Annotated in this window: 25 protein-coding genes and 1 pseudogene; 4 read left to right on the top strand and 22 right to left on the bottom strand. The window is 44.1% G+C overall.

Features of this window, described 5'->3' with window-relative positions:
- Positions 1-10: 10 nt before the first annotated feature.
- The 10 genes from ACE41H_RS15735 to ACE41H_RS15690 all read right to left on the bottom strand — a co-directional run bounded on the left by ACE41H_RS15735 (position 11) and on the right by ACE41H_RS15690 (position 8,423).
- Positions 11-613 carry a hypothetical protein gene (locus ACE41H_RS15735; protein ID WP_375356374.1) on the bottom strand — a complete coding sequence of 201 codons (603 nt, stop codon included), beginning with the start codon at positions 611-613 and terminating at the stop codon, positions 11-13.
- Positions 614-625: 12 nt separating this feature from the next.
- Complete coding sequence (locus tag ACE41H_RS15730) at positions 626-1,666, bottom strand: DUF6094 domain-containing protein (protein ID WP_375356373.1); 1,041 nt, start codon at positions 1,664-1,666, stop codon at positions 626-628.
- Positions 1,667-1,816: 150 nt separating this feature from the next.
- Positions 1,817-2,137, bottom strand: a complete 321-nt coding sequence (locus ACE41H_RS15725) for a hypothetical protein (RefSeq protein WP_375356372.1) — start codon at positions 2,135-2,137, stop codon at positions 1,817-1,819.
- Between the two features lie 16 nt (positions 2,138-2,153).
- Entirely contained in the window at positions 2,154-3,326 is a 1,173-nt protein-coding gene (locus ACE41H_RS15720) for a DNA polymerase III subunit beta (protein ID WP_375356370.1), read from the bottom strand.
- A gap of 344 nt (positions 3,327-3,670) precedes the next feature.
- Positions 3,671-3,811 carry a hypothetical protein gene (locus tag ACE41H_RS15715; RefSeq protein ID WP_375356369.1) on the bottom strand — a complete coding sequence of 47 codons (141 nt, stop codon included), beginning with the start codon at positions 3,809-3,811 and terminating at the stop codon, positions 3,671-3,673.
- Between the two features lie 98 nt (positions 3,812-3,909).
- Positions 3,910-4,077 (bottom strand): hypothetical protein, encoded by a 168-nt coding sequence (locus ACE41H_RS15710; protein WP_375356368.1) that lies wholly within the window; start codon positions 4,075-4,077, stop codon positions 3,910-3,912.
- Positions 4,043-5,197, bottom strand: a complete 1,155-nt coding sequence (locus ACE41H_RS15705) for a hypothetical protein (RefSeq protein ID WP_375356367.1) — start codon at positions 5,195-5,197, stop codon at positions 4,043-4,045. The genes ACE41H_RS15710 and ACE41H_RS15705 overlap by 35 nt, the downstream gene beginning before the upstream one ends.
- Positions 5,198-5,352: 155 nt before the next feature.
- Positions 5,353-6,411, bottom strand: a complete 1,059-nt coding sequence (locus ACE41H_RS15700; RefSeq protein WP_375356366.1) for a hypothetical protein — start codon at positions 6,409-6,411, stop codon at positions 5,353-5,355.
- A gap of 221 nt (positions 6,412-6,632) precedes the next feature.
- A complete protein-coding gene (ssb, locus tag ACE41H_RS15695) occupies positions 6,633-7,076 on the bottom strand; it encodes a single-stranded DNA-binding protein (protein ID WP_375356365.1) in 444 nt (147 codons plus the stop codon).
- 27 nt (positions 7,077-7,103) lie between these two features.
- A complete protein-coding gene (locus ACE41H_RS15690; protein ID WP_375356364.1) occupies positions 7,104-8,423 on the bottom strand; it encodes a toprim domain-containing protein in 1,320 nt (439 codons plus the stop codon).
- A gap of 700 nt (positions 8,424-9,123) precedes the next feature.
- On the opposite strand from ACE41H_RS15690, the gene ACE41H_RS15685 reads away from it, so the two are divergent.
- Positions 9,124-10,101, top strand: coding sequence for a DnaA N-terminal domain-containing protein (locus ACE41H_RS15685; protein WP_375356363.1), 978 nt, complete (start codon positions 9,124-9,126; stop codon positions 10,099-10,101).
- 172 nt (positions 10,102-10,273) lie between these two features.
- On the opposite strand, the gene ACE41H_RS15680 is transcribed toward ACE41H_RS15685, so the two are convergent.
- From ACE41H_RS15680 to ACE41H_RS15665, 4 genes are all read right to left on the bottom strand, one after another.
- Positions 10,274-10,432, bottom strand: a complete 159-nt coding sequence (locus ACE41H_RS15680) for a hypothetical protein (protein WP_375356362.1) — start codon at positions 10,430-10,432, stop codon at positions 10,274-10,276.
- A gap of 72 nt (positions 10,433-10,504) precedes the next feature.
- The gene (locus ACE41H_RS15675; RefSeq protein ID WP_375356361.1) at positions 10,505-10,684 is read right to left on the bottom strand and encodes a hypothetical protein; all 180 of its coding nucleotides are present in this window, start codon (positions 10,682-10,684) and stop codon (positions 10,505-10,507) included.
- Positions 10,685-12,017: 1,333 nt separating this feature from the next.
- Positions 12,018-12,923: a hypothetical protein gene (locus ACE41H_RS15670; protein ID WP_375356360.1), complete on the bottom strand. Its 906-nt coding sequence runs from the start codon at positions 12,921-12,923 to the stop codon at positions 12,018-12,020.
- Between the two features lie 153 nt (positions 12,924-13,076).
- Complete coding sequence (locus ACE41H_RS15665) at positions 13,077-13,883, bottom strand: copper amine oxidase N-terminal domain-containing protein (RefSeq protein ID WP_375356359.1); 807 nt, start codon at positions 13,881-13,883, stop codon at positions 13,077-13,079.
- A 623-nt stretch (positions 13,884-14,506) separates the two neighbouring features.
- Between ACE41H_RS15665 and ACE41H_RS15660 the strand changes: the two genes are divergently transcribed.
- Positions 14,507-14,572, top strand: a complete 66-nt coding sequence (locus ACE41H_RS15660) for an ATP-dependent Clp protease proteolytic subunit (RefSeq protein WP_375356386.1) — start codon at positions 14,507-14,509, stop codon at positions 14,570-14,572.
- Positions 14,573-15,558: 986 nt separating this feature from the next.
- Here ACE41H_RS15660 and ACE41H_RS15655 read toward each other — a convergent pair.
- Positions 15,559-15,894, bottom strand: coding sequence for a YolD-like family protein (locus ACE41H_RS15655; protein ID WP_375356358.1), 336 nt, complete (start codon positions 15,892-15,894; stop codon positions 15,559-15,561).
- 12 nt (positions 15,895-15,906) lie between these two features.
- Complete coding sequence (locus ACE41H_RS15650; protein WP_375356357.1) at positions 15,907-16,185, bottom strand: hypothetical protein; 279 nt, start codon at positions 16,183-16,185, stop codon at positions 15,907-15,909.
- A 345-nt stretch (positions 16,186-16,530) separates the two neighbouring features.
- Here ACE41H_RS15650 and ACE41H_RS15645 point away from each other — a divergent pair, with 345 nt between their 5' ends.
- On the top strand, positions 16,531-17,388 hold the full coding sequence (locus ACE41H_RS15645) for an ATP-dependent DNA ligase (RefSeq protein ID WP_375356355.1): 858 nt from the start codon (positions 16,531-16,533) through the stop codon (positions 17,386-17,388).
- Positions 17,389-17,483: 95 nt separating this feature from the next.
- Here ACE41H_RS15645 and ACE41H_RS15640 read toward each other — a convergent pair.
- The 5 genes and pseudogenes from ACE41H_RS15640 to ACE41H_RS15620 all read right to left on the bottom strand — a co-directional run bounded on the left by ACE41H_RS15640 (position 17,484) and on the right by ACE41H_RS15620 (position 23,275).
- Positions 17,484-17,945: pseudogene (locus tag ACE41H_RS15640) on the bottom strand (NucA/NucB deoxyribonuclease domain-containing protein).
- A gap of 294 nt (positions 17,946-18,239) precedes the next feature.
- Complete coding sequence (locus ACE41H_RS15635) at positions 18,240-18,665, bottom strand: hypothetical protein (RefSeq protein ID WP_375356354.1); 426 nt, start codon at positions 18,663-18,665, stop codon at positions 18,240-18,242.
- A gap of 88 nt (positions 18,666-18,753) precedes the next feature.
- On the bottom strand, positions 18,754-20,472 hold the full coding sequence (locus ACE41H_RS15630; RefSeq protein ID WP_375356352.1) for an LPD1 domain-containing protein: 1,719 nt from the start codon (positions 20,470-20,472) through the stop codon (positions 18,754-18,756).
- A 226-nt stretch (positions 20,473-20,698) separates the two neighbouring features.
- Positions 20,699-20,875, bottom strand: coding sequence for a Spo0E family sporulation regulatory protein-aspartic acid phosphatase (locus ACE41H_RS15625; protein ID WP_375356351.1), 177 nt, complete (start codon positions 20,873-20,875; stop codon positions 20,699-20,701).
- A gap of 963 nt (positions 20,876-21,838) precedes the next feature.
- A complete protein-coding gene (locus ACE41H_RS15620) occupies positions 21,839-23,275 on the bottom strand; it encodes a DNA-binding protein (RefSeq protein ID WP_375356349.1) in 1,437 nt (478 codons plus the stop codon).
- Between the two features lie 257 nt (positions 23,276-23,532).
- On the opposite strand from ACE41H_RS15620, the gene ACE41H_RS15615 reads away from it, so the two are divergent.
- Positions 23,533-23,928, top strand: coding sequence for a helix-turn-helix domain-containing protein (locus ACE41H_RS15615; RefSeq protein WP_375356348.1), 396 nt, complete (start codon positions 23,533-23,535; stop codon positions 23,926-23,928).
- A 91-nt stretch (positions 23,929-24,019) separates the two neighbouring features.
- Here ACE41H_RS15615 and ACE41H_RS15610 read toward each other — a convergent pair whose 3' ends face one another.
- A complete protein-coding gene (locus ACE41H_RS15610; protein ID WP_375356347.1) occupies positions 24,020-24,352 on the bottom strand; it encodes a hypothetical protein in 333 nt (110 codons plus the stop codon).
- Positions 24,353-24,688: the final 336 nt, after the last annotated feature.

The raw sequence follows: 24,688 nt of genomic DNA, 5'->3' as shown, positions 1-24,688 counted from the left end.
TTTTCTCTCATCAAATGTGTATAGCTCCGGAACTAAGACCCATGCTGATGATCGTATCCAGGTCATCCTCACTCGCCGTTAATTTATAGGCTTGCAACAATGGATAGTCCTGATCAGAGTCTTCCACATGTAACTGTTTCAGTTTATCTTGCTCACTTAGTTGATCCAGCACGTACGGGATCCACTCAGGAAGCATCGGCGTTTCGTAATGCTGTTCAATACTCCAAAATACCTTTTCGTGGAGCTCTCCATCCCAGACCATCACGATGTATTCATCCCCAATTCTTTCCATTGTCTGTTCTTTAGTAATGATCCCTGTAACAAAGGTGTCATCCTCCCGATGGGACAGATGCTTATAGCTTCCCTTGCTTGTAATGCGAATACCAGGTTCATCCTTCTTTTGTTCACCAATCGCTCTGGCATGTCTCAAGCGAAATGATGCATCCTCTCGTTTAGCATGATGAAACTGCGCAAAGAGAGCTTGAACACGTGAGTCAATATCGATTACGACGGCAAACACCAGTTCACCGCCGTCAGCTTGCTGTTCATATACCATTAGAGACACATGGACTTTAATGAAGATGTCTTTATGAGAAAATTCAACTGTTTTCATTTTGCCGGTCCCCTATCCGTGGATGACTTTGATATTTCCGTTGCGATCCACCAGTTTAAATGTGATTTTAAAGGTTTCGGTCTCCGTTTGGACGATCTCATGATCCGTTTCATCTGGCTCTCCGATCGACGCTACCTTCTTTACAATCCCTTTTAGAACATGGATGAATTCTCCTTGCCCGACTCTTCCGTTCAGTTTTCCAGAAGCCATTCGAAGTACCCGGTGCATCTCTTTGTCTGGAAGAAGGGGCTGCAGCTTCGCAGCCGGTCTTTTCGGGCTGCAAAGCTGCATACTACGTTGAACCAGTTGAGAAGAAAGACAAATCTTCCGCAGTTGATCCACGTCTGCCCTGCTGGAACGGAAAAGCTTCGGCCGGACATTCCCCTCATACACCTGGTACAGGGGAGTATACTCATCAGGAAGCTTGACCAGCGGGATCTCTCCATCCCGAATGGCGATCAATCGTTTAGCCTCATCCGTATCGATAAAAATGGATTTTCGCCTTCTCCCGATGATATACACCTGTTTAAATGTGGAATCGTGGGATTGATACAATCGGATGTTCTCCAGGTTCGCGGCAAGGATGCTCGCGATGCTCTTCTCCAAACGATACAAAGGGATATTGTAAATGAGCACCCCCCCGATACTTAGAGCGGGAAGCAGATGCCTTAAAAACCGCTTCTCCTTCCGTTCAGATTCGCCCTCCTGATCACTGTCGGCATCGTAAGGTGGATTCAAGTACAATAGATTGTAGAAGTTCCGCGTCAGCCGGCATTCTTCATATCCACCGAATAAGGCATGGGTAGCTCTATCGCGGAGCTCCACATATTTGTTCTCATTGGGTTCAATCCCAAAGGTAACGGCGCTGCTCCCCTCAGCTAGTTTCTCAAGTGCCCGACCACTTCCAGCACAGAGGTCAGCAATGGAAAAAGGGCGCTCCGGATAGTTCAGCAGATTCCGTAGACCAATCAGGTCTTCCTCAATGGTTTCAAAATTGCCCATACGAATTTTGTTATTAATAATTCGTGAGAACATGCCTTTCATTTCATTCATGATTGTTGACCTCCATAAAGAAAAGAACTGTTTCCACAGCTCTTTCGTAATTTGGCAAGCTCAGTTTTGGGAGATTGCCTTATATATTTGAATTTGATATTAGATATGCATCAACATATGTCTGGTGAGTACTAAGTATATATCTACCAATCAAAGTTGATTCGAGACTAGCACCCGCGTTTTCGAACAGAGCTCGGACAACACTCTTTTATTGATCCGTGCAGCTGCAAGCTGCTGCTCCATTCGGTCAAGTACCTCGCCAATTTCCTCAAAAGCATGCTGATTTGATTCAACTTGCGACTCATATGATTTAAAGTCGCTATCGACTTTGTGAGCATTAATGTCACTAAGATGCACGAGTTCTTGGACCATTCTCCCTGCCTCATCCCCAATGTGCTTAGTTACAAGCACAACCAAGTCGTTATGGTTCCGTAAAAATTCAAGATTTCCATCAGGCAACCAAATATTCATAGGGTTTGTTCCTTTCTTATAACGAAATTGGACGGATCGGCAGGATAATGAGCTCAATCGACGGCACCTCTGGAAACGTGACAAAGGCAGGATCTAGTGGTCCCTTTACCGTAATGGTGACCTGTTCCGATTCGGTCACAGCTATTGCCTTTTTTGTGAATAGGCCGTTGAAGATGACTTCAGGAAAATCATCATCGAGGAGCACATCTTCAAAAACTTCATTAATTTCAACGTAATCGGATTTCCCAAATATCGAGAATAAGCCCATGTCATTACGCTGGAGCGTTATCCGATTGTCAGAACAATCCATAGATAGTGCCAAATGCAGGGTTTGATAAAGTTCTTCCCGAGACATCGTAACCTGATGTCCTATCTTTTTCTGAGTAAAAGCACGTGCAACATTCGGAGGCGTACCATCCAGCAAGCTTACAAAATACATTAAATTTTCAGCTCGAAGGAACATCCGTCTGTCCGTAAGTACTAATTCAATAGCATCGTTGGATTTGGGGATAACATCCACAAAGCGCTGAAATAACAGTGCCGGGACTAAATACGTCTTAGGCTCATGGCTCCCCCACTCTACATCCGTAATGTAACGATAGACTCGGTAGCGATCGGTGCTTAAAAATGCGATCCTTCCCTCATCGTTGTACAATTGAATGCCGGTAAGTACCGGTACATTGGCATTAGTCCCCGCAAATTCAGCTGCTTCTGCACCTTGACTCAAGTGCTTTAAGCTGAGTTTGTAGGTAATCCCAGTATTAATATCTGGAAGAAGCGGGTACTCATCCGCTGCAAGTACACGCAACTTAGCTGTGCTCTTCTTTTTACTGTGATGGATTTCCAGTTCCATTCCATCTTTTGTAAACTTCATAGTACCTGAAGGTAGCCTTCGGATTAGTTCCATTCCTTCCTTGGCCGGTAAAAGAAAACTGCCATTATCCCCCTGATTAACAATGTCTAGGACCTGTAGAACACCTTGTTCAATATCCATAGCCGTAATAAACAGCTTATCCTGAATGATGTCCAACTTAATACACTGCAACAGAGGTACATGGCTATTTTTGGGTATAACCCTAGCACAAAGCTGAAAAGCCTGACTCAGGCTGTTTTGTTCCACCGAGAAATCAATAACCTGACTCGTTTCTTCTTCCTGTTGTGAGTTTAACTGTTCTAATACTACACTCATTGTTGTCCTCCCTAATTGTGGGCATAAAAAAAGCCGGAAAAATAGAAAAAAGCATACAAATGCATGCTAATCTACTTTTCCGGCTTTGACTGCCTCTGGATTTTTCACACACAGAGTGTCCCTCAGTGTGTTCCTATTCTCTATCACAAAGACAGAGAAAATAAAGAAATCTTAATATTCGGTATTATACCACTTGGTAATTATTTGATACATACGCCTATTACGTCAATTTATTTATATTTTAATCGCAATAAGGTATGTTTTCGTGAAAATAAAGCTTACTGAGTGGTATAAACCATACCTCTTCTTTGCTGAGCTTTACGACAGCTTAAAGTACGCAGTTATTAAGGTTTTTTTTTCTTTTTGATCTGCTCCAGCAGCTCCTTGCGCTTTTTACGTCTTGCTTCAATCAATTCCTCCTGGCTTTTATCTGGAATAAAAACAGGACGCGATATAAACGGTATGACTTTCTTCTTTTCTTTCATACGCTCACTCCCTTCAAGTACTGAATCTAGTACTTTCCGAAAAATGACAGGAATAAACGAAAAGCCCCGGATTTCTCCGGGGCTTTTAAAAGAATTTTTTAAAGTTTACGAATTAATTTCAAGGCAGCTTCAACCTTTTCTTGGGTTATTGCCGACCTTCTTTCCAACTGCGTTAGTCTTTCATGCCGTTTTTCACGACGGCTATTAATAATTTCTTCCTGGGAACGTTCTTTAAGCCATATTGGCATCTGTTTCATGGACATCATGGCCGTCCTCCTTTAGATTAACACGATGAGATTGCAATACCAAACAAAATGCATGTATTAATCTACGAATCTCTTTTGACTCTATTATACCATTTTCGTCATTCAGGAACAATGTGGCAACATAATCATCGTCATCATAGTGGAAACTCCATACCCAATATTCGTCATACTGCATTCTCATCGTGAAAGCGAGAATGTTTCGCCCTGGGTAGGGGGTATGTTTTATTATCCCTTCCTTACTTGGGTTTAGGGCTGCTACAACTGCTGCATACCGAAGCTCGTTGGAATCGTTGATGGACAACGTTTCCTTACTTGCCCCGGACGTTCCCTTGTCCATAATCAGACGAAGCTTGTCCCCATCAATCCAATAAATGGTGAATGGTAGTATAAAGTCCAAGTCGTGAAGGGAAAGACGCTGGTTAACGAGACGATAAACATTCGTATTTACGGATTTTAACAGTTTAACTAAATGAGAAACAGCTTTTTCATATTCGCTTATTTCACCTTCATAGACGCTGATGGAGGCCTTATAGACCTCAATATCAGATTCCTGTGCTTCAATTACATCTTGTAAGGTTTGAATGCTCCCCTTTGCGATCCCTGCAACATGAGATAGAGCTGCATCCGTCATGTTACTCGCAAGTGCATCATATAAACCATTAAACGAAAAGCCGGCATAATCAAAACCAATAAACCGCTCCCAGAATTCGTACTCTTTCGGCCTTAAGGCTTCCAGAGCCCCTAGATGGAAAGCTGGATCATGGATGGTTGCCATTCGCTGCTGATATTTTTTCACTTGGAAATAATAGATACTGAGCAGGAATAGGATTACTACCCCTGCAACACACAAACCAATTGCCCACCAAGGCTGTGCCTTCACATAAGCAACCATCCAGGTTAAGCCACCACCTATAATCGGGAGAGCACTCAGCTTCAATTTGCTCAATACTGTTGCATATTTAAAATTGCCTGCTAAATTTTTAATGGTTTCGGTATACGATTTCTTTTTCCATTCCTGTCGATGATTCATCTGATCCCGCATCTTTTTGATGACAGCATCGAAATCATCCTTAAATTGCCCCAATACTCCATGATAATTGAACTTAGCATCTTCTAACAATCTATTCACCTCTGCATCAGGTTATCAGCCAAATCTAAACCATCATAGCTATATGAACTATCTAACAGTTATTATAGCCAACTCCCTATTAAATCCAAATAGCATAAGAGCAAAATGCTTTTACATTTCCCTTCTTGAATTCGCCACAACGGCCCCTATTGAGATACTTGTTCCAGGCTAAGCAAATATTTGCAGCTACGGAACATTGCTTCTATTGGAGACATGGATACTGGCGCTTTTTGTTGCCCCTTTTCCGTGATAATTGCCCCATACATACGTGGAGCAAGCCAACCGATACTGTCCGCACTGAACCACTCGTACTGTGTGAGTAGTCGGCTGCTACCACCACAGAAATGAAAATTCTGAGATGGGAATAGCTGAAACACTTCATCGAATACTTGCTTCCGCTTTCGTTCGCTCATCCCTACAGTACCTCCAATTCCAATGACGGCATGGTCTTCATTGACCATTTGCCTCAGTACTTCAAGACTACCTCCTGCATGCCAGACGGGTATTGGAGTCAGTCCAGCTGCCCTTAAGTATTCCTCGTTCCTTTTGCTTGAAATTGGATCACCAACAATGTCCAAGTTAAACCAAGCATACAATCTTTCTCGGTTGTCGAATATGAATTTGGCATAATCCTCTAACAAGATGTCTGGACACGGGACCCCTCTCTTCTTCGCCTTCCAATTGGTGAAGGCACCACTATCAAGCAGTACCTTCAGACCTAACTGATCTACATGCCGCTTCCAGGCATGCTGGCTACGAATATGGGCATAAGTCAACAAAATGAACTTCGCTCCTGCAGCTACAGCTACCATCAAATCTTGCACACTCTTATCACAGCCGGCAACAAAGTATCTAACTCCACGCAGTGTAAGGCGAACCAGACCCGTTTTTGACCGTGTTATCTTCCCTTGAGATGCAAAAATTTCGATTAAGACTCCCAGTAAAGCGCTATTTGCACCCTTCGTGTAGACTTCGAGATCCTTTCTGGTCACTGTTCTTTCGTAGTAGGTGAGCTGTAGAGCTGCCCGGATCTGAGTGTACTTCAATACGATGTGCCGTTCACTTCCAGCGGCACGTAACCGCAGCGTGAACTGATCTCTCCCCGCATACATGTTGGCTTTACCGTTCGCCGTTAAAGTCCTTCCTGTTGTTTCTAGCCTGCGTAAGAAGGCTCTTAACGTTGACCTTGCGTTGATCTCATACATCCTGATTCCTCCTCAAATAGAAAGACGCCTTAGACATGTCTTTTTGTCTAAGGCGTCAGTTTGCCGGCCAATTAAGATTGGGCTGGCTTTCTCTGGATAAAGTTTCTTACTTCATCCTTTTGTATGTAGTCCGGCATCATCCGCAGGACCACGGTATTAAAAACGCTTGATATTTCTGTGCTTTCAAACGAGTCTAGCAGCCATGCTGCAATGATGCGTAATTAAAATGGAAGGTCATCATCTGGAATATCAATCGGTTTGCCGTCATCGGAAAACGGATCGTTTTTGCCCTGATCGTGCCCTCTGTTGTTGCTGCCACCATTACTTCCACTGTTTCCACCATTGCGGTTAGACTCCAGGAAACGAACATTGTCAGCAATTACCTCAGTCACATATACACGCTTACCTTCATTGTTTTGATAATTTCTGACTTGAATACGTCCTTCAAGAGCGGTTAATCGCCCTTTCCGGAGATAATTAGCACACGTTTCTGCCAGCTGCCGCCAAACCACAACTGGAATGAAATCTGTCTCTCTTTGTCCACCTTGCGTTTGAAATGGACGATCTACGGCTAGCGTAAATTGAGTTACGGCAACGCCCGCAGGGGTGTATCTCAGCTCAGGATCTTTAGTTAATCGGCCGATCAATATTACACGGTTCATCAATTTAATGACTCCCTCTCTTTAGCTGCTTTAAACAGCAGCTTTATTCGATTTTGACTCCACCAAGCAAATGATCTGAGGGAGGTAGCCGGAATCGGTTAGATCATCTATTCCCTTACCAATTGACATATCCCAGATAGCTAAAGACAGCTTCATGTCGGTTTTTTTTGCGAAATATTCTACACATCGTTCCAAGGTTTCAGCGACTTTTGGGTTTACAGCCGCATCCGCATCAATCGCTAAAACGACATGTTTGCAACCAAGTTCTTTTAAGGGCTCTATCGCAAGTGAATACGCGCCAACCCCAGGTAAACCAATCACAGGCTTTTGAAGAGCATCAGCTGCCTTGTCCGCCTTGATTGGGCCTTCTGTGATCCAAACCTCGTCACAGCTTGCTATATCACTAGCAAGTTCACCAGTCCAGCGATCTAGCAACTGAACCGGCAGTGCCAGGTGATACGGCAGTGGGCCACCAATACTAGAGCCACAAGGCTTATTGCTACTACTCCACCACTGGTATTTGTCTTCCTGTACAAGTTCAATTGAAATAGACTCATACTCTCCCCAGCCTTTAACTGATTTTTTCTCTTTTTCAGTAAGCGTGGCTTTAGTGACTACATTATTGATATGCAGTTCACAATACGCCATTCTAAGTCCGTTTTGAGATTCCATCTCTTCTACTATCGTCCCTTTTAATCCACTGCTCGGGAGTAGTTTAACCTCAATCCCGCTAGGCTTTACACCTTTAAAACGCAAGAATAGACGAGGATGATCCAGACGGATTTGAAAGCCACTTACTTCATTTCTTATTGATCTGAAAGGGATCATCATCCCTTCAGCACCAGCCATAGTCCAATATGGACCGTTCTTTCCATTTGATTGATAAAAGCCAGGAACCCCGAGAAGTGAATCCATATTCCGTAGGCGACCACCTATTCTTATAGGCACCTTGCTTTTAATATCAGCGGAAAGACTACGATACTGACGTACCCGAATCATTTCATCGGTCATTTTTCTCTTCACAGTAAGATTCTCGTAATGAAATGGATTAAGATTCATTTCTGAGAGCATCGTCTGATAAATCAGATCTAGATAAGGAAGATCCTTTTTCTTCACATCCCCGGACTCTTCTGGAGTTATTGGTTCAATTGATGTTTTGTCCACTTTGTGCTTATACTGTCTGCCAATGGTGGAATCGTGATATTCATCTGAAGGAATGCGCATGCAATAGACGATACCTTCTTTAGGGTTTATTCTGCACCAGGTTTTCTCTCCACAAATTGGACAAGATGACCGGATCTCGAACCACCCAGGTCTATTCGTTTTTCTTAGCTTCATATTTTCTATCATTTTGATCACTCCTTTTTAAATGTTGTCCCATCCCGCCAAGAAGGGACAATGAAATATAAAAAGGCCCTCTCCGATGGATTCGAAGGGGCCATTGTTGTCGTGAAAGTAAAAAAAGGCATACCAAATAGGGTATACATTTATCCTTCCATATCTATATGCCAATTACGGCTCTTGTTCTTCGTTGCGCGAAAGGAACGAAGAAAATTCAAAATCAATTAATTAATTCGATTATAGCAGAGATGCAACTAAGGGTAAATAAAAAAAAGGACACTTGAAGTGTCCCTTTTTTGCGTGCAAATATGAAGTTGAATTCATTATAGCATATAGCAAAAGTATAAGACAACAACTATTTAGTTTGACGGTCCCTGCCATAATTTCGCTTGTTTTGTCGGTTACAGGTATGATATATTCTTAGTGCGTGCAGGAGAGTATAGGGCGAACTGTCTGTTCATCCCTTATACCTTTATTTTGCTGCACACATTTAAAATGTGTGTTTTTTTACATTAAAATACATAAAAAAAAGCCCCTAATCGCCAAACATTTAAAGTCTATCGGCCGCCAAGCGTTGGACTAAAAATGTCACAGAGTAGGAACTCACTTAAAAACATTCTATGAGCATTATACCATAAGTCTGTTTGAAAAGTGAAGTCCCTCCTCTTTATTCGATCTGCCTTATTTTATGAATATGAGGAGTTTTGTTATGATGGAACAAAATCTGAAAGGGAATCACTTTAGGTTAAGTTACTATAGATACCGACCTACTGGCGAATCAGAGACAAAGAATCGCCGCGTTGGGGATTCCGAGCAGCTATATACCAAAAAAGAGCTCGAACGGATTTACCTTAAAGAAGAAGATGTTCGTTCATTCAGTTTGGACAAACATGGCCAGACCATCCCATATATGGACGGTAATATTACCCTCCTAAGTAACTATATTTTAGATTACTGGGGACATTTCCTATTCGCCGAAGGGATAGCATTGTATATGCACCTTAAGCGATACTGTTACGGAGAGCTCGATTATTGTTGGCCGGATCTCGACCTCATTGGTAAGAAAATGCACAAGTCCCGCAATACACTCAAAAAGTATTTGGCCCTGCTCGAAAAATATGGATTTGTGGTAATGTTCAACTGCATCAATATAGACAAGAATAATATGGAAGAGAGCCCACTCTTTAAAGTAAGAAAGCAGGTCCCCTTCCTTCCACAAGATTTATACGATGGGCTACCTAATGAGCTCAGAGTGGATCATGATAAGTACATGCAAAAACTGGTGAATCTTACGAACCATCCTGCGGAGCTGGAACGCAGCCTTGATTATAGTGTCATTTACGATCAGGCATTGGAAAACGGAACGGTGGTTAGAAAGCATAGAGGGGATCAGGAGCTAGGTGAACAACGTGAGTCTAGAAAGCGGCTGCTGGAGGATCAGCAGACCGATAAAGATAAAGCGTTATGGGATTCACTTTGTGAACTTCTCCTCACCAAAGTATCAAAACCCAGCTTTGACACTTGGTTCAAGCATTGCTTAATTATTCGGGATGGCCTTACACACACCTTGTTCTGCCCCACTCCATTCGTGACTGAATGGATACAGGCTCGATATGTAAATATGATTACATTATTCCTGCAAGAAATTGATGCAGAATTCAAAGAGCTTAAAGTTGAAACGATTTAGTTACAACTACTCATGACAAAGTCACAAGCTTTTTCGCTGCGATAAAAGAACTCCCAGCAGGAGCATAAAGAATAGAGAGTTTCATGTTCCAAGCAAAAGAGCCTTCCGAAACCGGCAGACGGATTCGAAAGGCTCTTAAAATCTATATGACAAATTTTTGCAAGTCAAAGACTTAATTTTTGTTATTTAACATACCTAAAATAATCTCATCTATACTTCTAGCGAAGATATCTTGTTCAGATAGCCAGTCATTGAATTCCCAGCTCTGTTCACACTCATTACTAAGTTCAAACAATACTTCCAGCAGCTTCTCCATTAAAGGATTATTCATCTGTATCCTCCTCATCTTCAGATGGGTCCACCATCACAGCCTCTACTTGCCCCAATTGGACGAACCCACTCCTTAACGATCAGGTCCTCTACCGAAAAATCTTTCAAACTTACTGTCAATGTAAGAAATAGATTGCTTTAATAGCACTACATCGGTGAATACATCAATCCCCGGAATCGGGATTAACGTGGCAAGCGCAGCTAATCGAGCCTTTCTCTTAATCATTGCTCTGCATTCTTCAACCATTTTCATCTATTCATCTCCTTTTTTTAGACGCAAAAAAGAGACATACGTATTTGTATGTCTCGTGGCGCGCACTTAAATAGACCTATTCATTTTACCTACATGTTCTCCGCTGGATCACTCGTCTGCAGAGAAAACTAATTAATTGTCGTGATGCACATCATTATACCATAAGTCTCTATGAACCTCCACTACTTACGCTTCACTTAGAAGTAAGGTCTCTTACCAGCCACACACTTACTTTCTGCAAACAATTAAGTTGGCTATTTGCTTTCGCTGCCGGCAGCTGAAATCTAACGGGGTGGTTCAGTAAGCAAATCTGTTGCAAGTGGGTGGGCAACATCCGTAGATACTTGATCATTTTCGTTTCGCGAGTATAGGAAATTGTTGAAGGGGGTTCGACAGGGGTAAGACAATTGTTGGGTTTACATATGCTATGGATAGGCAGTAAAATTAAAACACGCAAGGCGGTAGAGTCGAAGCAGCTGAACGCTTATCGGTGATACTACATGGTGCAAAAATTAAAGAAGATAACTTTGATTCTTCAGTGTGCGGCCTGGTCCGCAATGCTTTGTTACTGGCTAATCCGAGTGATTCTTCTTTTGACACTCGGACTCTAATTCGGAAATAAGAGAAGCTTAATCCTCAGCTCCAATCTACCCCGTGTTGGACGTGGATCTAACTTTGGAAGGTGAGTTTCCACGCCCAGATCCTACTCGGCGTTCAGCTAGCGACCAGGGGAGAGGTATTAAGCTTCTCTTTCAAAATTTTTACCCATTACATTCACTTATAAACGCAAAAAGAACCCCTATTGGAAGGTGGGGGTTCTTTTTGTACCGATGATCCTAATGGGTTCGGACTCCGTTAGGATATTTTACAGTTTCATTCTAAACCTTTCTAACCGGTAACGTCAACAGGTTTTGTAAGACAACGCAAGACAGCGTCTTTTCTAGGGTTTTTGCTCATTCTTCTACGGATTAGCATAGGGGATGATGGCCCATCTGCCCCGACTATGACGATCACTTTCTTTTGGGTTTTTCTTATCCGTAGCGATTCCCTGGCGTGTATTGATCTCCGTAGAAACAGTCAAGTTCTCAGAATAGATTACATCCTCGTACGCCCAAACTGGCCTGAAAATCGGTAATATGCGAACAATGTACGGATACGTGATTTCCCATCTGGATGAAGCTTTTGCTGTGGATTTGTTGTTACTACAGCCTGAATCGGAATTCGTTACTCCACCGTTTACCATACAGCCGGTTGATGCGATATTGTTCCCTACGTCCACATCCGGAACGACTCCCTCCGGATCGACGTGAAGGGTCATGTTATGCAGCCGATTTCACGGCCTGTCCATTTCACAGGACCGATGCTGATTTCCTTGTTCGCTGGCATCGATGTAGTCACCGGCTTTGAAGTCCTCACCGACATACTTCCACTTCAACCACAGCTGATTACTATCGGTCAGCGTCAGCTTTGTTGGGATGTAGTCCATGGCCTTCGGTATCTTCGGAAGGCTCACCGTCTGCACCACCGTACGGCCGTAGCCGTCATCCATGACGACATCGATCTCGTCGCCGTACGCTTCAGCCAGCTCCGCATAATCGACCTGAAGCGTGCCGCTGTGGGCTTCTGCTGATGTGTTGATCAGCTTCCCTCCGGTCAGGCTGATGACGTTCTTCAGATCCGGAAACGCGCCTTTTGCGGTCGCTACAATGCGGATGTTTCGTTCAGCTACCCCGTAGCCCTTATAGTCTACCTTCAGCTTGCCGTTGGCCGCTGTCGCCCTCAGTGTCGGCCACGGCGTAACCTCGTACATCGCCTGGCGTTCGTCCTCGCTAATCTTCCGCGTTTCGGTGAACTTGATGCCCATACGTTGCACAATTCCGGAAGTTCGTAAGAATGGCGACATTGCGACAGTGTATAAGAACTGGTTACCATCTTTGAAATCAGGGTCATTCACTGATTGAATGAAGTTATTGCGATAATAGGCCCGCTGATTGTCCCCTACGCTCTGATTGGCCATGATCGCGTCGAACAGATCGCCAAGCGCCGCCTGACTCTTGAAGACCAAGCCAAAGCCGTTTTCCTTGTCGAAATTCGGGTCATCTGCTTTACGCTTCACATTGAACACGTCATAGTTTCCGACCTTGGTCGTAGCTCCGTCCGGAAAGATGATTATCCCTGTCCATCTGGCCAGCTCCCAAGGGACGCATAACCGTAGCATCCAGAGCTGGTATATAGGCATACAGGTTAAAGTTATCTTTTCCGTAATCCCACGCACCAGCTACATAAGGTTTTAGCATCGGTTCTGCAGCTTCTGCAGAGGCCTTAAACGATGAAAAGAGAGTAACAAGTGCCATTATTACAAGGGATATGACTCGTTTCATAGGCCGCTACCTTACAGAGACTGAGCTGCAGCAATGACCTCAGTGAGGGTACCTGCCGTACTGTGCATCTTTCCTTTTTTGGTAATGATATGCGATATAACAACATCGTTCTTTACATCGGTGAACTGGTTGGACAAGTAGTAGCTGTTCACGTCCAACGACAGTCCGTAATTCTCAATATGATCTTCCTTCGCATAGATTTTGGAGAACGAGATCGCCCCGGCTCCAGCAGGATACGTATAGGACTTCCCTGGAACAAGCTTTACTGACTGCTTATTACCTTCAAACGTTGCGTAGGTCCCTTCAGGAACGACAAACGTTACTTGGCCATTTTTGTACTTCATGTTGTTCTTGAACAGGGCTTCGCCCAATTCGGTGTACTCTTCCCATTCAAACGGCTTGAACACGGGCCCTGGTTCCTCAGTCTTCGGTGTGTCCGGGTTCGTGGCTGCGAATCCTGTCGTGATCGTCACCAAGGCTTTGGCTGCGTTCCAGTCCACCTGAGCCCCCAGCGCTTCAGATACAAAGCGCAAAGGAACGTAAGTACGGTTGCTCTTCACTTTAGCCGGCACGTCGAGCAGAATACGCTCAGATCCGCGGGTCACAATTGCACTGTCAATCTTCATAGTGATGGAGTTATCCCCCTGCTTGATCAGCACGGTCTTGTCCTTGTAATCCACTTTTGCTCCAAGAGCTTCAGATACAAAGCGCACAGGAATCAGCACACGGCTTCCGTCCATCACCGGCTTACCATCTGGGAAGACGACTTTCGTTGCATTAACCTGTACCGTTATTGCTTTTTCCGCAGGAGAAGCCACCGATCTTGGGATGAACGTTCATAACTGCGCATGGAGACACGCTTCTTTAGCTGTTATGAGGAATTGCGCTCGGCATGAGTGCTACTCATTGCATTCTCCATAATATGGGAAATCAAACAAGAAAAATCCGCCTCTCAGATTTTGAGAAGCAGCATCTCAAATATTCATACGCCGCTTCTCAAATTTTGAGAGACGGCCTACACAAATTTGAGAGACGTCGATTCTCAAATTTTCAGAGGCGAATTATCCACAGAAATACCGCCTCTCAAATTTTGAAAGACCGTGTCTCAAATTTACATAGTCGGTTTCGCTTCTCAAAATATGAGAGACCTCCTCTCAAAATTTGAGATAGCCCCTCTCAGAATTTGAGATAGCCCTTCTCAAATTTTGAGAACAAATAAATACTTAATTAATTATTCCTTTTTATTAAGGTTTAAAGAATAATATTTACATCACCATCAAAATCATAACCATCCTGGAGAAGGCCAATGCCACCCCAAATAGAATCCTTAAGCTCCAAGAATCTATATAGGATGACTACTACAAAGTATCGCTAAACAGTGAACGAATATGCTTTACTGGTAGTATAGAGAGGTTATCAGCATGTATAGGAGCTTGCATTCCTGCTGGCTGGGGGGGCGAGTGGGAAACGGCTGGCCCTCCCCAACAGCAAAATTATGATTCATTAGCCGTTGGTAGAAGCCCGAGGACATGTATAGGACATCAAAATTAGCGCATAGCGAATCTTTCAGGTGAGGAGCCGGATCATCGAGATTATAGCGAAGCAGGCGGACGTCGTCGTCGAGAGGGATAGCGACCGGGATCGTTTTAGGAATCGTCAGAAATGCTGGCGGACGGCTTGATCGACCCAATCGTTTCCAAGGCTTGGTTAGGGGGGCAGGGTGGAAATAGATTCTGAGCAGGAGCGGCGTGAATTTACCGTCGAATACGGAGACCCGTCTACCGGCGAAACGCACTTAAATCTCGTAACGGCAGCCGATATCGAAGAGGCCAAGAGCTGATTCGCCGCCGGCGCCCCGAAGTTTTCATTCGTGCCGTCACGATTGTTCCGGACGTGAGTCTCTGACGGACACAGCGTACATGTACCTCACCCTCCGCTTAAACTGACACGGCGGACGCTATCGAAAGTATCTTGGAGCGCATGGAATTCTAACGAACACCGATTCAGTCACTTGGCTAGAATGCCCTCTTCTGGCGATGATTCGGAGCAAGTAAGCTCCGTAATGTTCGTTACAGAATTCGGAGGAATCGTTATTTTTTTGAGCTCTGTTGGCAATCGCGTTGCCTGAATAATTTCATTGTGATAACATAAGAATAGAAATAAGGGAGGCCGCTAACCTCCCTCAGGACAACGAGGTGTGCCTCACGGCGCGCGTTTGTTGCTAAGAGCAAGCAAAACCCACCGAAGGCGATCAACCTTTAGCGGTGGGCTTTGCCTTGTCACGTCTTCTTCTGATCCATCTGTAAACTTTGCGAGAGTTAAACCATAGGTTTAACTCTCGCAATTAATCTCAAGATCCAGAAGCACGCATCAAGGGCAGTCATGGCGTCGATCACCTCCTTCATGAGAAGGCTGCGCCGTGACTCCCACCGTTGTCCAATCCAAATTATAACACAAAAGAAGCCTTGGGCAGATCCCCAAGGCTTTTATTTTTTACGTAGCTGCCGAAATAATTACCTCAAGTTTGATCCAGCTAAAATCATCTTCGCCCCGGATAAGCTTGACCTCCCGGAGATTTGTATTCAGTGCAGTAACGATACCAGTCAGCACCTCATCATCAAATGGGTTGAACACAGTCACAGTAACCGGAGTACGGCGGTTATATGACTCGATCAGTGCCTTCTCGATGAGTTGCACCTCCTGGTCATCCAGGACCGGCTTGCCGCGTCTCTCCTGCTCCTTCATATTTGCTAGATATGCTTCCTTGAACTCCGGGAGAATAAATCGTGAACTCTCGAATAAACCATTCCCTTGCATTTTCTTTGACATTACATCTCCTCCTTAGTATTGCGTCCAGTAATCAATGGAACTAGTTGGCTGTTGGAACTTCGGTTTTATTGATTCCCGCTCCCAAGCCTCTATAATCAAAATTTTCTGGGTAGAAGATTTATCTTCCCAGGTAATGTAATTGACCTGTTCCAGCCCTGCGAGAGCCTGCTTAATCTGTTCCGGCCATCGCCCGGTCTTGATCTCAAGCTCGCTTATATTCGGCATGCGCCGGTTCTGAAGAGAAAAATTATTCAGGATTCGCAATAGCTTCCGTTCTATATCTGATAGCATGTTGACCTCCTATGCTGTCTTGGTTATGGGTTTCCATGCCAGCACATTGTCCTCTTTAAAAGTCCGTGGCTGGCCGGTATATTGACACGTTGCCCGGATAAGCCCATCCTTCATACCATGTATCTCAATCCTACGCTGAGACAGCCTCCCTGTCTGATCCATGTAGATAATTTCAACGATCTGACCGATGTATTTAGATGTCATACCCTCATCCCCTCACGAACGTATGTTTTCATTATATACGAACATTAGTTCCTTTATCAATAACAAATATATCCATCCCACAACTTACCGCCTCTATTCAATGCAGTCGAGCGCTATAATTGAATCTGAGGTGTTTCTATTATGTTTTTACAACCAATGTTATTGGAGACAGCGGCAAGGCCGTTCAGTCATTCAGATTACATCTTCGAGCCAAAAGTGGACGGTCATCGTCTTATATTTTCGCAGCAGTCCGGTATTGTTCGACTATATACCCGTCACAACAATGACTGTACAAAACAATACCCTGAGTTGCACTTACCGTTTAATGATGATGTTATCCTGGACGGTGAGGTGGCTTGTGTCGATCCGGCGACTGGTTTAAATGATTTCGAAGCAGTGATGAGCCGCTTCAGCACCAAGCAGTCAAGAAAAATACAACAACTCACATCCACGCTTCCTGTCACATTTGCAATATTCGATATATTGCAGTATCGGGGGAGGGATTTACGAAAGCTTCCTCTTATGGAGCGCAAGGAGATATTGCACGGATTGTCCCTTCCTTCAAGAAATTTTGGCATTATCCCTTATATAGTAGGAGCAGGAGAAGACCTTTTCGCCCAGATCGAGCTTTCGGGCATGGAAGGCATGGTGTGCAAGCGTAAAGACAGCCTGTATGTTAGCAGGCGGTCCAGGGACTGGAAAAAGGTGATTAACTGGACTCATGCTGACGTTTATATCACTGGATTCAAAAAGGCTGAATTTGGCTGGCTTGCAGCCGTTCCCGATCTATCCGGCAAAATGCGTAGTGCTGGAATCATTGAATTAGGAGTTGGACCAGAGCACAAACAGGCTTTCCGTGGCGTCTGCCAGCAGCTCGTGATTGGTGAGGACAAAGACTATGTGTATCTTAAACCGCGAATAAGGGTAAAAGTTAAAATGAGGAACTGGACCAAATCTGGCTTGTTGCGTATCCCAGTTTTTGATCAGTTTATAGTTTAAAATTCCGAAATCCAAAAATTGAATAGTAGTGAAACATAAAAAAGCCCGCCAACCAATTAAGGTCAGCGGGCTCTTACCAATGCTTTAAGATTAACTTATATTACGATAAATTCTACACGGGTGCCGTCCGGGTAGTCCTCCAGTTGATTGCCTACCCAGCTCCCTGCACCACGGTTGTCTGATGGACTTATGTATTCGATATCGGCGTTCTCACCGCCTTCAGCACACATGGCCATCGGCCATTCATCACGATCATAGCCCTTTTTGGTTGGTATACCCTCCAAGGACTCTTTGCGGTTTTCCTCAACTCCGTACCGGTCGATTGTACAGACTGCTTAAGCTCCATCTTCAACAGCATCCTTAATGTGCTTGGCTGTCTCAGGATACCGATCGGCAGGGAATTCGAGTTGCACCGTGTCCTCAGATGAGACAGTAACAGCTGGCTCTTTGGGCTGTGTACCGGATTGCTCAACGAAGAAATCTCCGTTTATTATCGCTATCCCGATACCTACTGCAAATATAATTGCTATGATTGCGTTTTTCCAATTCCCTTTTATATGTCATCCCACCAATGAAATTATGGTTAAATACGCGGATGACTACCCGGACGGCACCCGTGTAGAATTTATCGTTAAGTGAGAAAAAAGCCCGCTAACCAATATAGGTCAGTGGGCTTTTTGTATGTTTCTGTCTATTTAATTTTTGGAATTATAAAGGAAAGTCCATTAAAATCAAGTTCCTCGGTGCTTAAATCCGAGGGCAGTCACTATTAATGGAGGGCGGGAAGTCTCTCAAAAGTTTTCCCGCCCAGGCCGCCCCAGCATAAGGCCTCCGGATGAGGGTTCCTTTTATTACGCTTGACAATCTCCATAGCAGTAGCTATGGCATTTGGTGCAGTAACCGTTCCGGATTTTTGTTTGCAGCTCCTCGCGGTCTGCTTTTGCCGCGGCTTTTCGACGTTCCGCCTTGGCAGACTCGATCCTGTCGTATTCTCCCCAAACCGCTTGATTAACATCGTCTGGGAGTTGGACGTGAATTTTCGTTTTTGTCGCCATGTCGTTGTATAAATGGATACATTGCTGTCCATCTATGTTGGTGCGTTTAAGACCTTGCCCTCTGTATACATTGTCGTTTACGACAACTTTGTCGATAATAACAAAGTTGTCTGGCTTGGAGTGAGTAGTACCCCAATCGTCTGTCCAAGTTGTCTCAGTTACGTGCTTGGTGTGCATCTCGATTGCAGCACCTTTTGCTGTTGTCCAAGTGTTAATTTTCATTCCGTTCATCTCCTTTTTTTATTGGCTTCCGCCCAAGCAAGTCACTGCTTTGCGTGCGGTCCCCCAAGCTCATACCATTACAATGAGATTAACTTATGAATTTGTTATACTGATTCAACAATTGATCGAGCTCCTGTGACAACTTGATCATGACTGGAGAAACCAATTCATGATGCAAGGATGTCGTATGCATTTCAGTTCTTAGCTCCTCAATTTTCTTCTCCAGCAGCGTCTTCCTGCTGCTCGGGAAAAGACAACTGATCAAAACGTCCCACCATTTTTCGAATGCAGCGTGTATACGAACCCGTTCCTCACCCGTTGGATAGGGTCCCCATTTTGTACCGCATACCAGGTACGTATTAGTCATTCTCTTTGCTTCGAGCAAATCCTCGATCCAGGATTCGAACGCTCTTGCAAAAAGTTCCTGCGGGCGGTACCAATAAGCTCCCCTCTCTTTGGCATCAAGGAAGAAATCACTGTAATCCGTTTGGATGAAGTATTGATCCACCTTAACCCCTTCTTTTCGTAGGATGTGTACAAAATAGTTTCCAATTTTTCTTAATTTAACAGAAGTGTACTTAAATACACATCTGATGGCCTCGAGAGCTTCAGTGACATTATTATCGGCTTTGTTCAGATACCGTTTTAACCTTGGATAAGTGTTACTAATCTTCAAATCTTCTGGTACGGTCACTTTCAAGACACCATGGCCTTCTATAATTTTCTCCATGAGTTCTTCATATGCATCAGCAAGTGCAGGGAATGCTGAGCCCATGTCATCAGAGCTGCCAAATCCGGGCTTACCATTCGCATATCGCTGCGATTCTGCATAAGCGTAGCAGTCGATTGCATGGCCCCATTCGTGTGCCAATGACCCGCCCCCCTTGTATTTAGTCAGGTTGATCACTCTAGAGTAAGGCTCGAAGTGCGCTGACGCTGTACCACTACCTCTGGCACCAAAAGCGATGCCCAGTTCAAATAGCGATATTTGATCCCGAGACAACCCGAGAATTTCGGCCAGATCCGTCACGGCATTTCCAAAGCACAGTAGATGGTATCTGCCTGCTTCGTCATCCATCCAGTTCCCAAATTGCGCCCCGCGGAACCGGATCTTCTCAACAAGATCCTCAGGCTTTTTGATACCTGAATCAAGACCAGACAACCGAACGACTTCATCAGGCACCATACGTCTCCAGGCTTCTCTTCTTTCATTCCGTTTGACCTTCTTAAACTCTGACCAAGCCCAATTAGAACCCTCTTCAGAATAAGCCCTCGAGAGAATGAGCGTAAATCCGCTCCTTTCGGAGCGTCGGGAAGCATACAGCATGGACTTGAAGCGTTTGCCTAAGGACATCCATTTCTTGTTGTCATTCAAGTTTTTCCTGCATTCCTCTCGGATGTCAGCTATGACAGTCTCAAGATCCGGTTTACTCCGAACCAAGGACAGCTTTTCAGCAAGAACATGGATCGCCGTTAGATACAATTCTCTTTGCTCAGGTTTGTCCTCTGGGTGTGGAGCTACTCTCGCCCAAAGTAACTTCATCGCATACGCGGTTTGAGAATCAACACCGGCTTTACGGAGCTCTTCCATGTCGAACGTGATCAGGTTCTCCTTACGCACTGCCTTGAATGCAACAGCTGGGTCCTCTAGTTCGGCATTTCTTAACCATTCACGATCAAGTTTTACCCCAATACTTAGGTCTTTCCTTGCTCCATGCAGGTATTCGCCTGCATCATACGAGAAAGATTTCCTCTTTTTGGATGTCTCTTCATTGAAGTTTTCCATTTCCATAGTAAATTGTGTCATTATTTTCTTCCTCCAATAGTTCCCCGCGGTCAGGCGGGGACGTGTAGTTAACACACTCCCCTGACCGGGATCGCCACTGTGGAAAACAAAAAAGGAAGAAATGGATATACGAGTCCCGTATACCTTTTCTTCCTACTTCATTTGCTAGTAGTAGCTTTGTTCTTTGCTATGCGATAGATAGCAAAGAAAATCAATGAATCTTTATTATCTATATAATATATCAACCCTAGTCTTGACACAAGACCTTATAACGTTCAGGATACTGAAGTTGCTGATAGTGATTGAGAGTAGCATCTAACTGCTGAGATTTTTCTAGTACACGAGGATCTTGCAGCCCATATTCGGTAGCTAATTGATTTAACTCAGCCCGCTGCACTTCAATTATTTGTCGAATATCGTTCATATAACAATCCCCCCATTTATCCTTTTTTATTACATTTTACGGATCGTTAGCGAACTTAGAAAAAAATTGTAATTTGAAAGTGAGAGATGGAATGAATTTAGCTGTCCGTTCAATCTACTGGGGAACGATGAAGGCTGGATTGAAATGAGATTTCTGGAGTTTTAGGAGATATAGTAGGCTGAAAATTGTATAACAGGAGAGAAAAAGCATCTGGAAGTACTCCTGAAGGTAGTTGGCATTAAAGCCGACCTTCAGACATTGCTGAACGGACTGAGAAAGCCACACAAGCATAAGAAAAACCACCGGCGGTAGATTGCTCCGGTGGTTTTTCTTATGGTTATCAGCTGTACATTACCGTCTTCAGCTCCGACGACTCTACGATCACACCAACGGACCCCGGCCATCCCGTGGGCCGCTTGCATCTTCCCCCGCAGATACAATTCTGGAGATCCGCGTCGGCGCTTCCGGTGTCTGCAGCTCCCGAAGCCGCCCAAAGATTACTCGGCATGGCCTGGCCCGGGGCACACCCCGCCTATCCTGAGCTTTGGCTAATACACTGAGGGCCGACTTTATATCCAGGCGGGTTCGTGTGACGTATCACTAAGCTTTCCTGATGCATGCACTACCCGCAGAACCGACGACTCCAGACTACGGTACCTACCGCGTTGATCGCTCGTAGAGGGATGCGGCTTGGCTTCCACATTAACTGCGACGTCTCCGGGGAGTAGCAGTGTCACCCTGGAAAATATAGGTGAACACGTCTTCTGGATTGCCGCTTGCCAACTCCGCGGTACTCACAATATAAGCATTTTACAAAAAGAATAAGCCCCTGCGATTTGCAGGGGCCAATGGGTGAAGACAGGTCTTTATGACCCGTCTCCATGAGACAAGGTCGTAATGCTAAGACCGCCCTCCTGAATTGGAAGCGATGGAACAGCGCCACCGGTAACAAACAGAAGAACACTACTTAGAATGCACACTGCTACTAGACGACTCATCCTGCGCTTTAGCATCATTAATAACCCCTTTCATTTTTTCTAAGTACGCCTCCTGCTGCTTCGCACTGGCTTCCTTACGGAAAATCTCCATATAAGCAGCGCTTTTCATGCTCAAGTCTTTGTTGTTGGAGGCTATAGACTTTTCAAACGCTTCAAGTATCCACTCGATGCCATCACCGAACCTTTGTTGATCAAATTCATATACCCCGAGTTCGAAGAACAATAAGCTGGCCCGCCTAATGTAACTGGAGGATTGATAGTAGGTATGATGCAGGCTGGCTCCAGATCGCAGGCCATGAATACGTTCCTGAAACTGAGGGAGAATGTGGTCAACATTCATCTTATGGCGATTAGCAGCCGTCATAATTGTCAGTAATCCTGGCAGCCACTCATCGGGATGCTCATTCAAAAAGTCTATATAATCCAATAATATATTCTGATGCCCTAAAAGGACTAGTAGGTTTAATCTATTTCCTTTTGCAAACATTTGGAAACGTGATACTTCTCTGGCTCCTAAATCGTCCAGATCAGGAAACCAATGAAGGTCTTCATAGCCTGCAATAAATTCGAAGGCTTCCTCGTATCTCTCCATCCACTCTAAAGCATTACCTTTTAACATGAAGCTTTGAGCATAATAAACCACAAGGTGCCGTTCTGTATTCAAAGACTCCTTACTCTTCATATGTACCAGAACGATCTTCTTCATTTCGTCACAAATCTTAAATACCTCGTCCCATCTATGCAATGTGAAAAATACATTGGCCAGCTGCAGCAAGCCATCTAGCATGAAATGGTCAGGTAATCGATTCCGAAACGGGTAATATCGTAAGGCTGACTCAAGATTGTGGCTTAGCTCAACGCCTAGACGTGCTCGGAATAACTTGTATTGGCTAATGGCCAGTCTTTCCGAATGTTGCTTAATCTCGTGAGCGCAAACGCATTCGTAGAATGGAATAGCTGCCTTCTTCTTTCCATCTGCATATAAAGTTTCAGCTAGATCGAAGATATCTTGAACGTGTACAGCAGATTCCATAAGCCGTGATAATACCTCTTGTATAATTTCATTTCGGTCCAGCTCTACACATCGAAGGAGAAAAGCCTTGAGCTTCTTCCAGTGCACCCGACCTTCATCAAAACAGACGATCGTATACAACTCATAGAGCCAGCCTTCTGGCTTTTGAAGAGTAAGGCTAATCAAATCGAGTTGTTTAATCGATAAGCTTTTAGGGGGGATACTTGTAAATGCACTCGTAATGATACCACGATTAATCCCGGATCGTTGCGCCAAATCGTTTAGAGTTAGGTCTTGTCGTTTCAATTCTGCTTCGATTTCTGTAATGAGTGACCCGCTGACTGGGCAATGTAAACCAGGGTATGGATGTTTGTCATTTGTTGAAGTCATCTCATCCCTCTTTTCATCATTTTTAGTATACGTCTTTTCAACAGTAACCGCCATAAATATAAGTTAATGGGAATTGACGTGCCAGCGAAAGATCTTATATGTAAATAGGTTCAATTCCTTTATAAAATTATATTTCAATGGAAAATTATAGCATACATCTATCATCAGGACAATATTTAAAAGAAAAAGTCGTAAAAGAGTACTCCATCCTTCTAATGAGTTCGATTACACTTTCTCTAGAAGGGTCGTGTATAGTTATGTCTTCATCATTTGCAGAACAAATTGGGGCAAAAATTCGTTTTCTTCGCAAATCCAAAAACTGGACACAGGATCAATTGGCAGAGATATCCGGGACGACTGCTTCCTATATCGGTCAAATCGAGCGTGGAGAAAAGGATTTTCGTATACATACTATAGAAAGAATTGCAAAATCATTAGATATGAGTGTATATGATCTATTTGCGACGGGTAATTATAACGAGCTGGAGAAACATAAATGGGTATGGAGTAGCATCTTGTTATTGATGCAGCAGTCAGAGCAAAAACAGTATAAAATCTATCGGGTCATTAAAGAGCTTGCCAATTTTGATGTGGAGCCGGGGGAAGAACGGAATAGCAGTTCGGAGAGTATCGGTCTAGGAAATCATGAATAGTTATTGATAGGTAAACAAAAAAGGTGAAGACTAGATCCCCACCTTTTTATAGTTTACATAATACTAATTATATCAACTTCACTACGATATCTTAAGGCTTTTCCGCTCCCGTTTTTCGGTCCTTCAGCATAGTCTCCCTCTTGAGGCCTTTCAGTAGAACATTATAGGCTTCAAAGGATTTCCCCTCTGTCAGTAGAGCGATAGCCTCCGAATGAATTTCCTGCATATCTTCCAATCTGCAGATTAAGCGATACAATCCCTTCACTCCCAGGTCCTCAGCAGTCGCATCGACCTTTGCTTCATTTATTTCACGTTGTCGAAGCTGCTCTGCGAACTCTTCAAAATCTTCGGTTAGAGAAATATCCCAGCAAGGATCATTCAACCAATTCTCTTTCAAATTTTCGACTTCTTCCTGTGTTTTCATTAGTATGAAATACCTCCGTTTAAGTATAAATTACTGTTTGTTTCAATTCAGAAATCTGCTGAGGGTGCGTACATTTTTGAATCAGAGCTGTAAGTGCACTCGATTGAGATAGAAGGTGCTGGTGACTCTACGTTTGTCCCAGATTTTGATTTCCCATAAGGAATCCTCATAGCTCTTGGAGAGCAATGTAACAGAGTGAACCTCAAAGAATTTTCTTCTATTCACGGCAGAAGGAATGCTCCTTCTGCTATCACATCCATAACGGCAAACCACCATGATGGCTACGCCATGGTGCATAAGCTCCTTAATTTTCCGATTATCTTCACCGCACTGATC

The organism is Paenibacillus enshidis (genome assembly GCF_042136365.1).
In the GTDB taxonomy this organism is placed as follows: Bacteria; Bacillota; Bacilli; order Paenibacillales; family Paenibacillaceae; genus Paenibacillus; species Paenibacillus enshidis.
The sequence above is the reverse complement of the archived record's forward strand: the minus strand, read 5'-3'. Positions and strand labels throughout refer to the sequence as shown.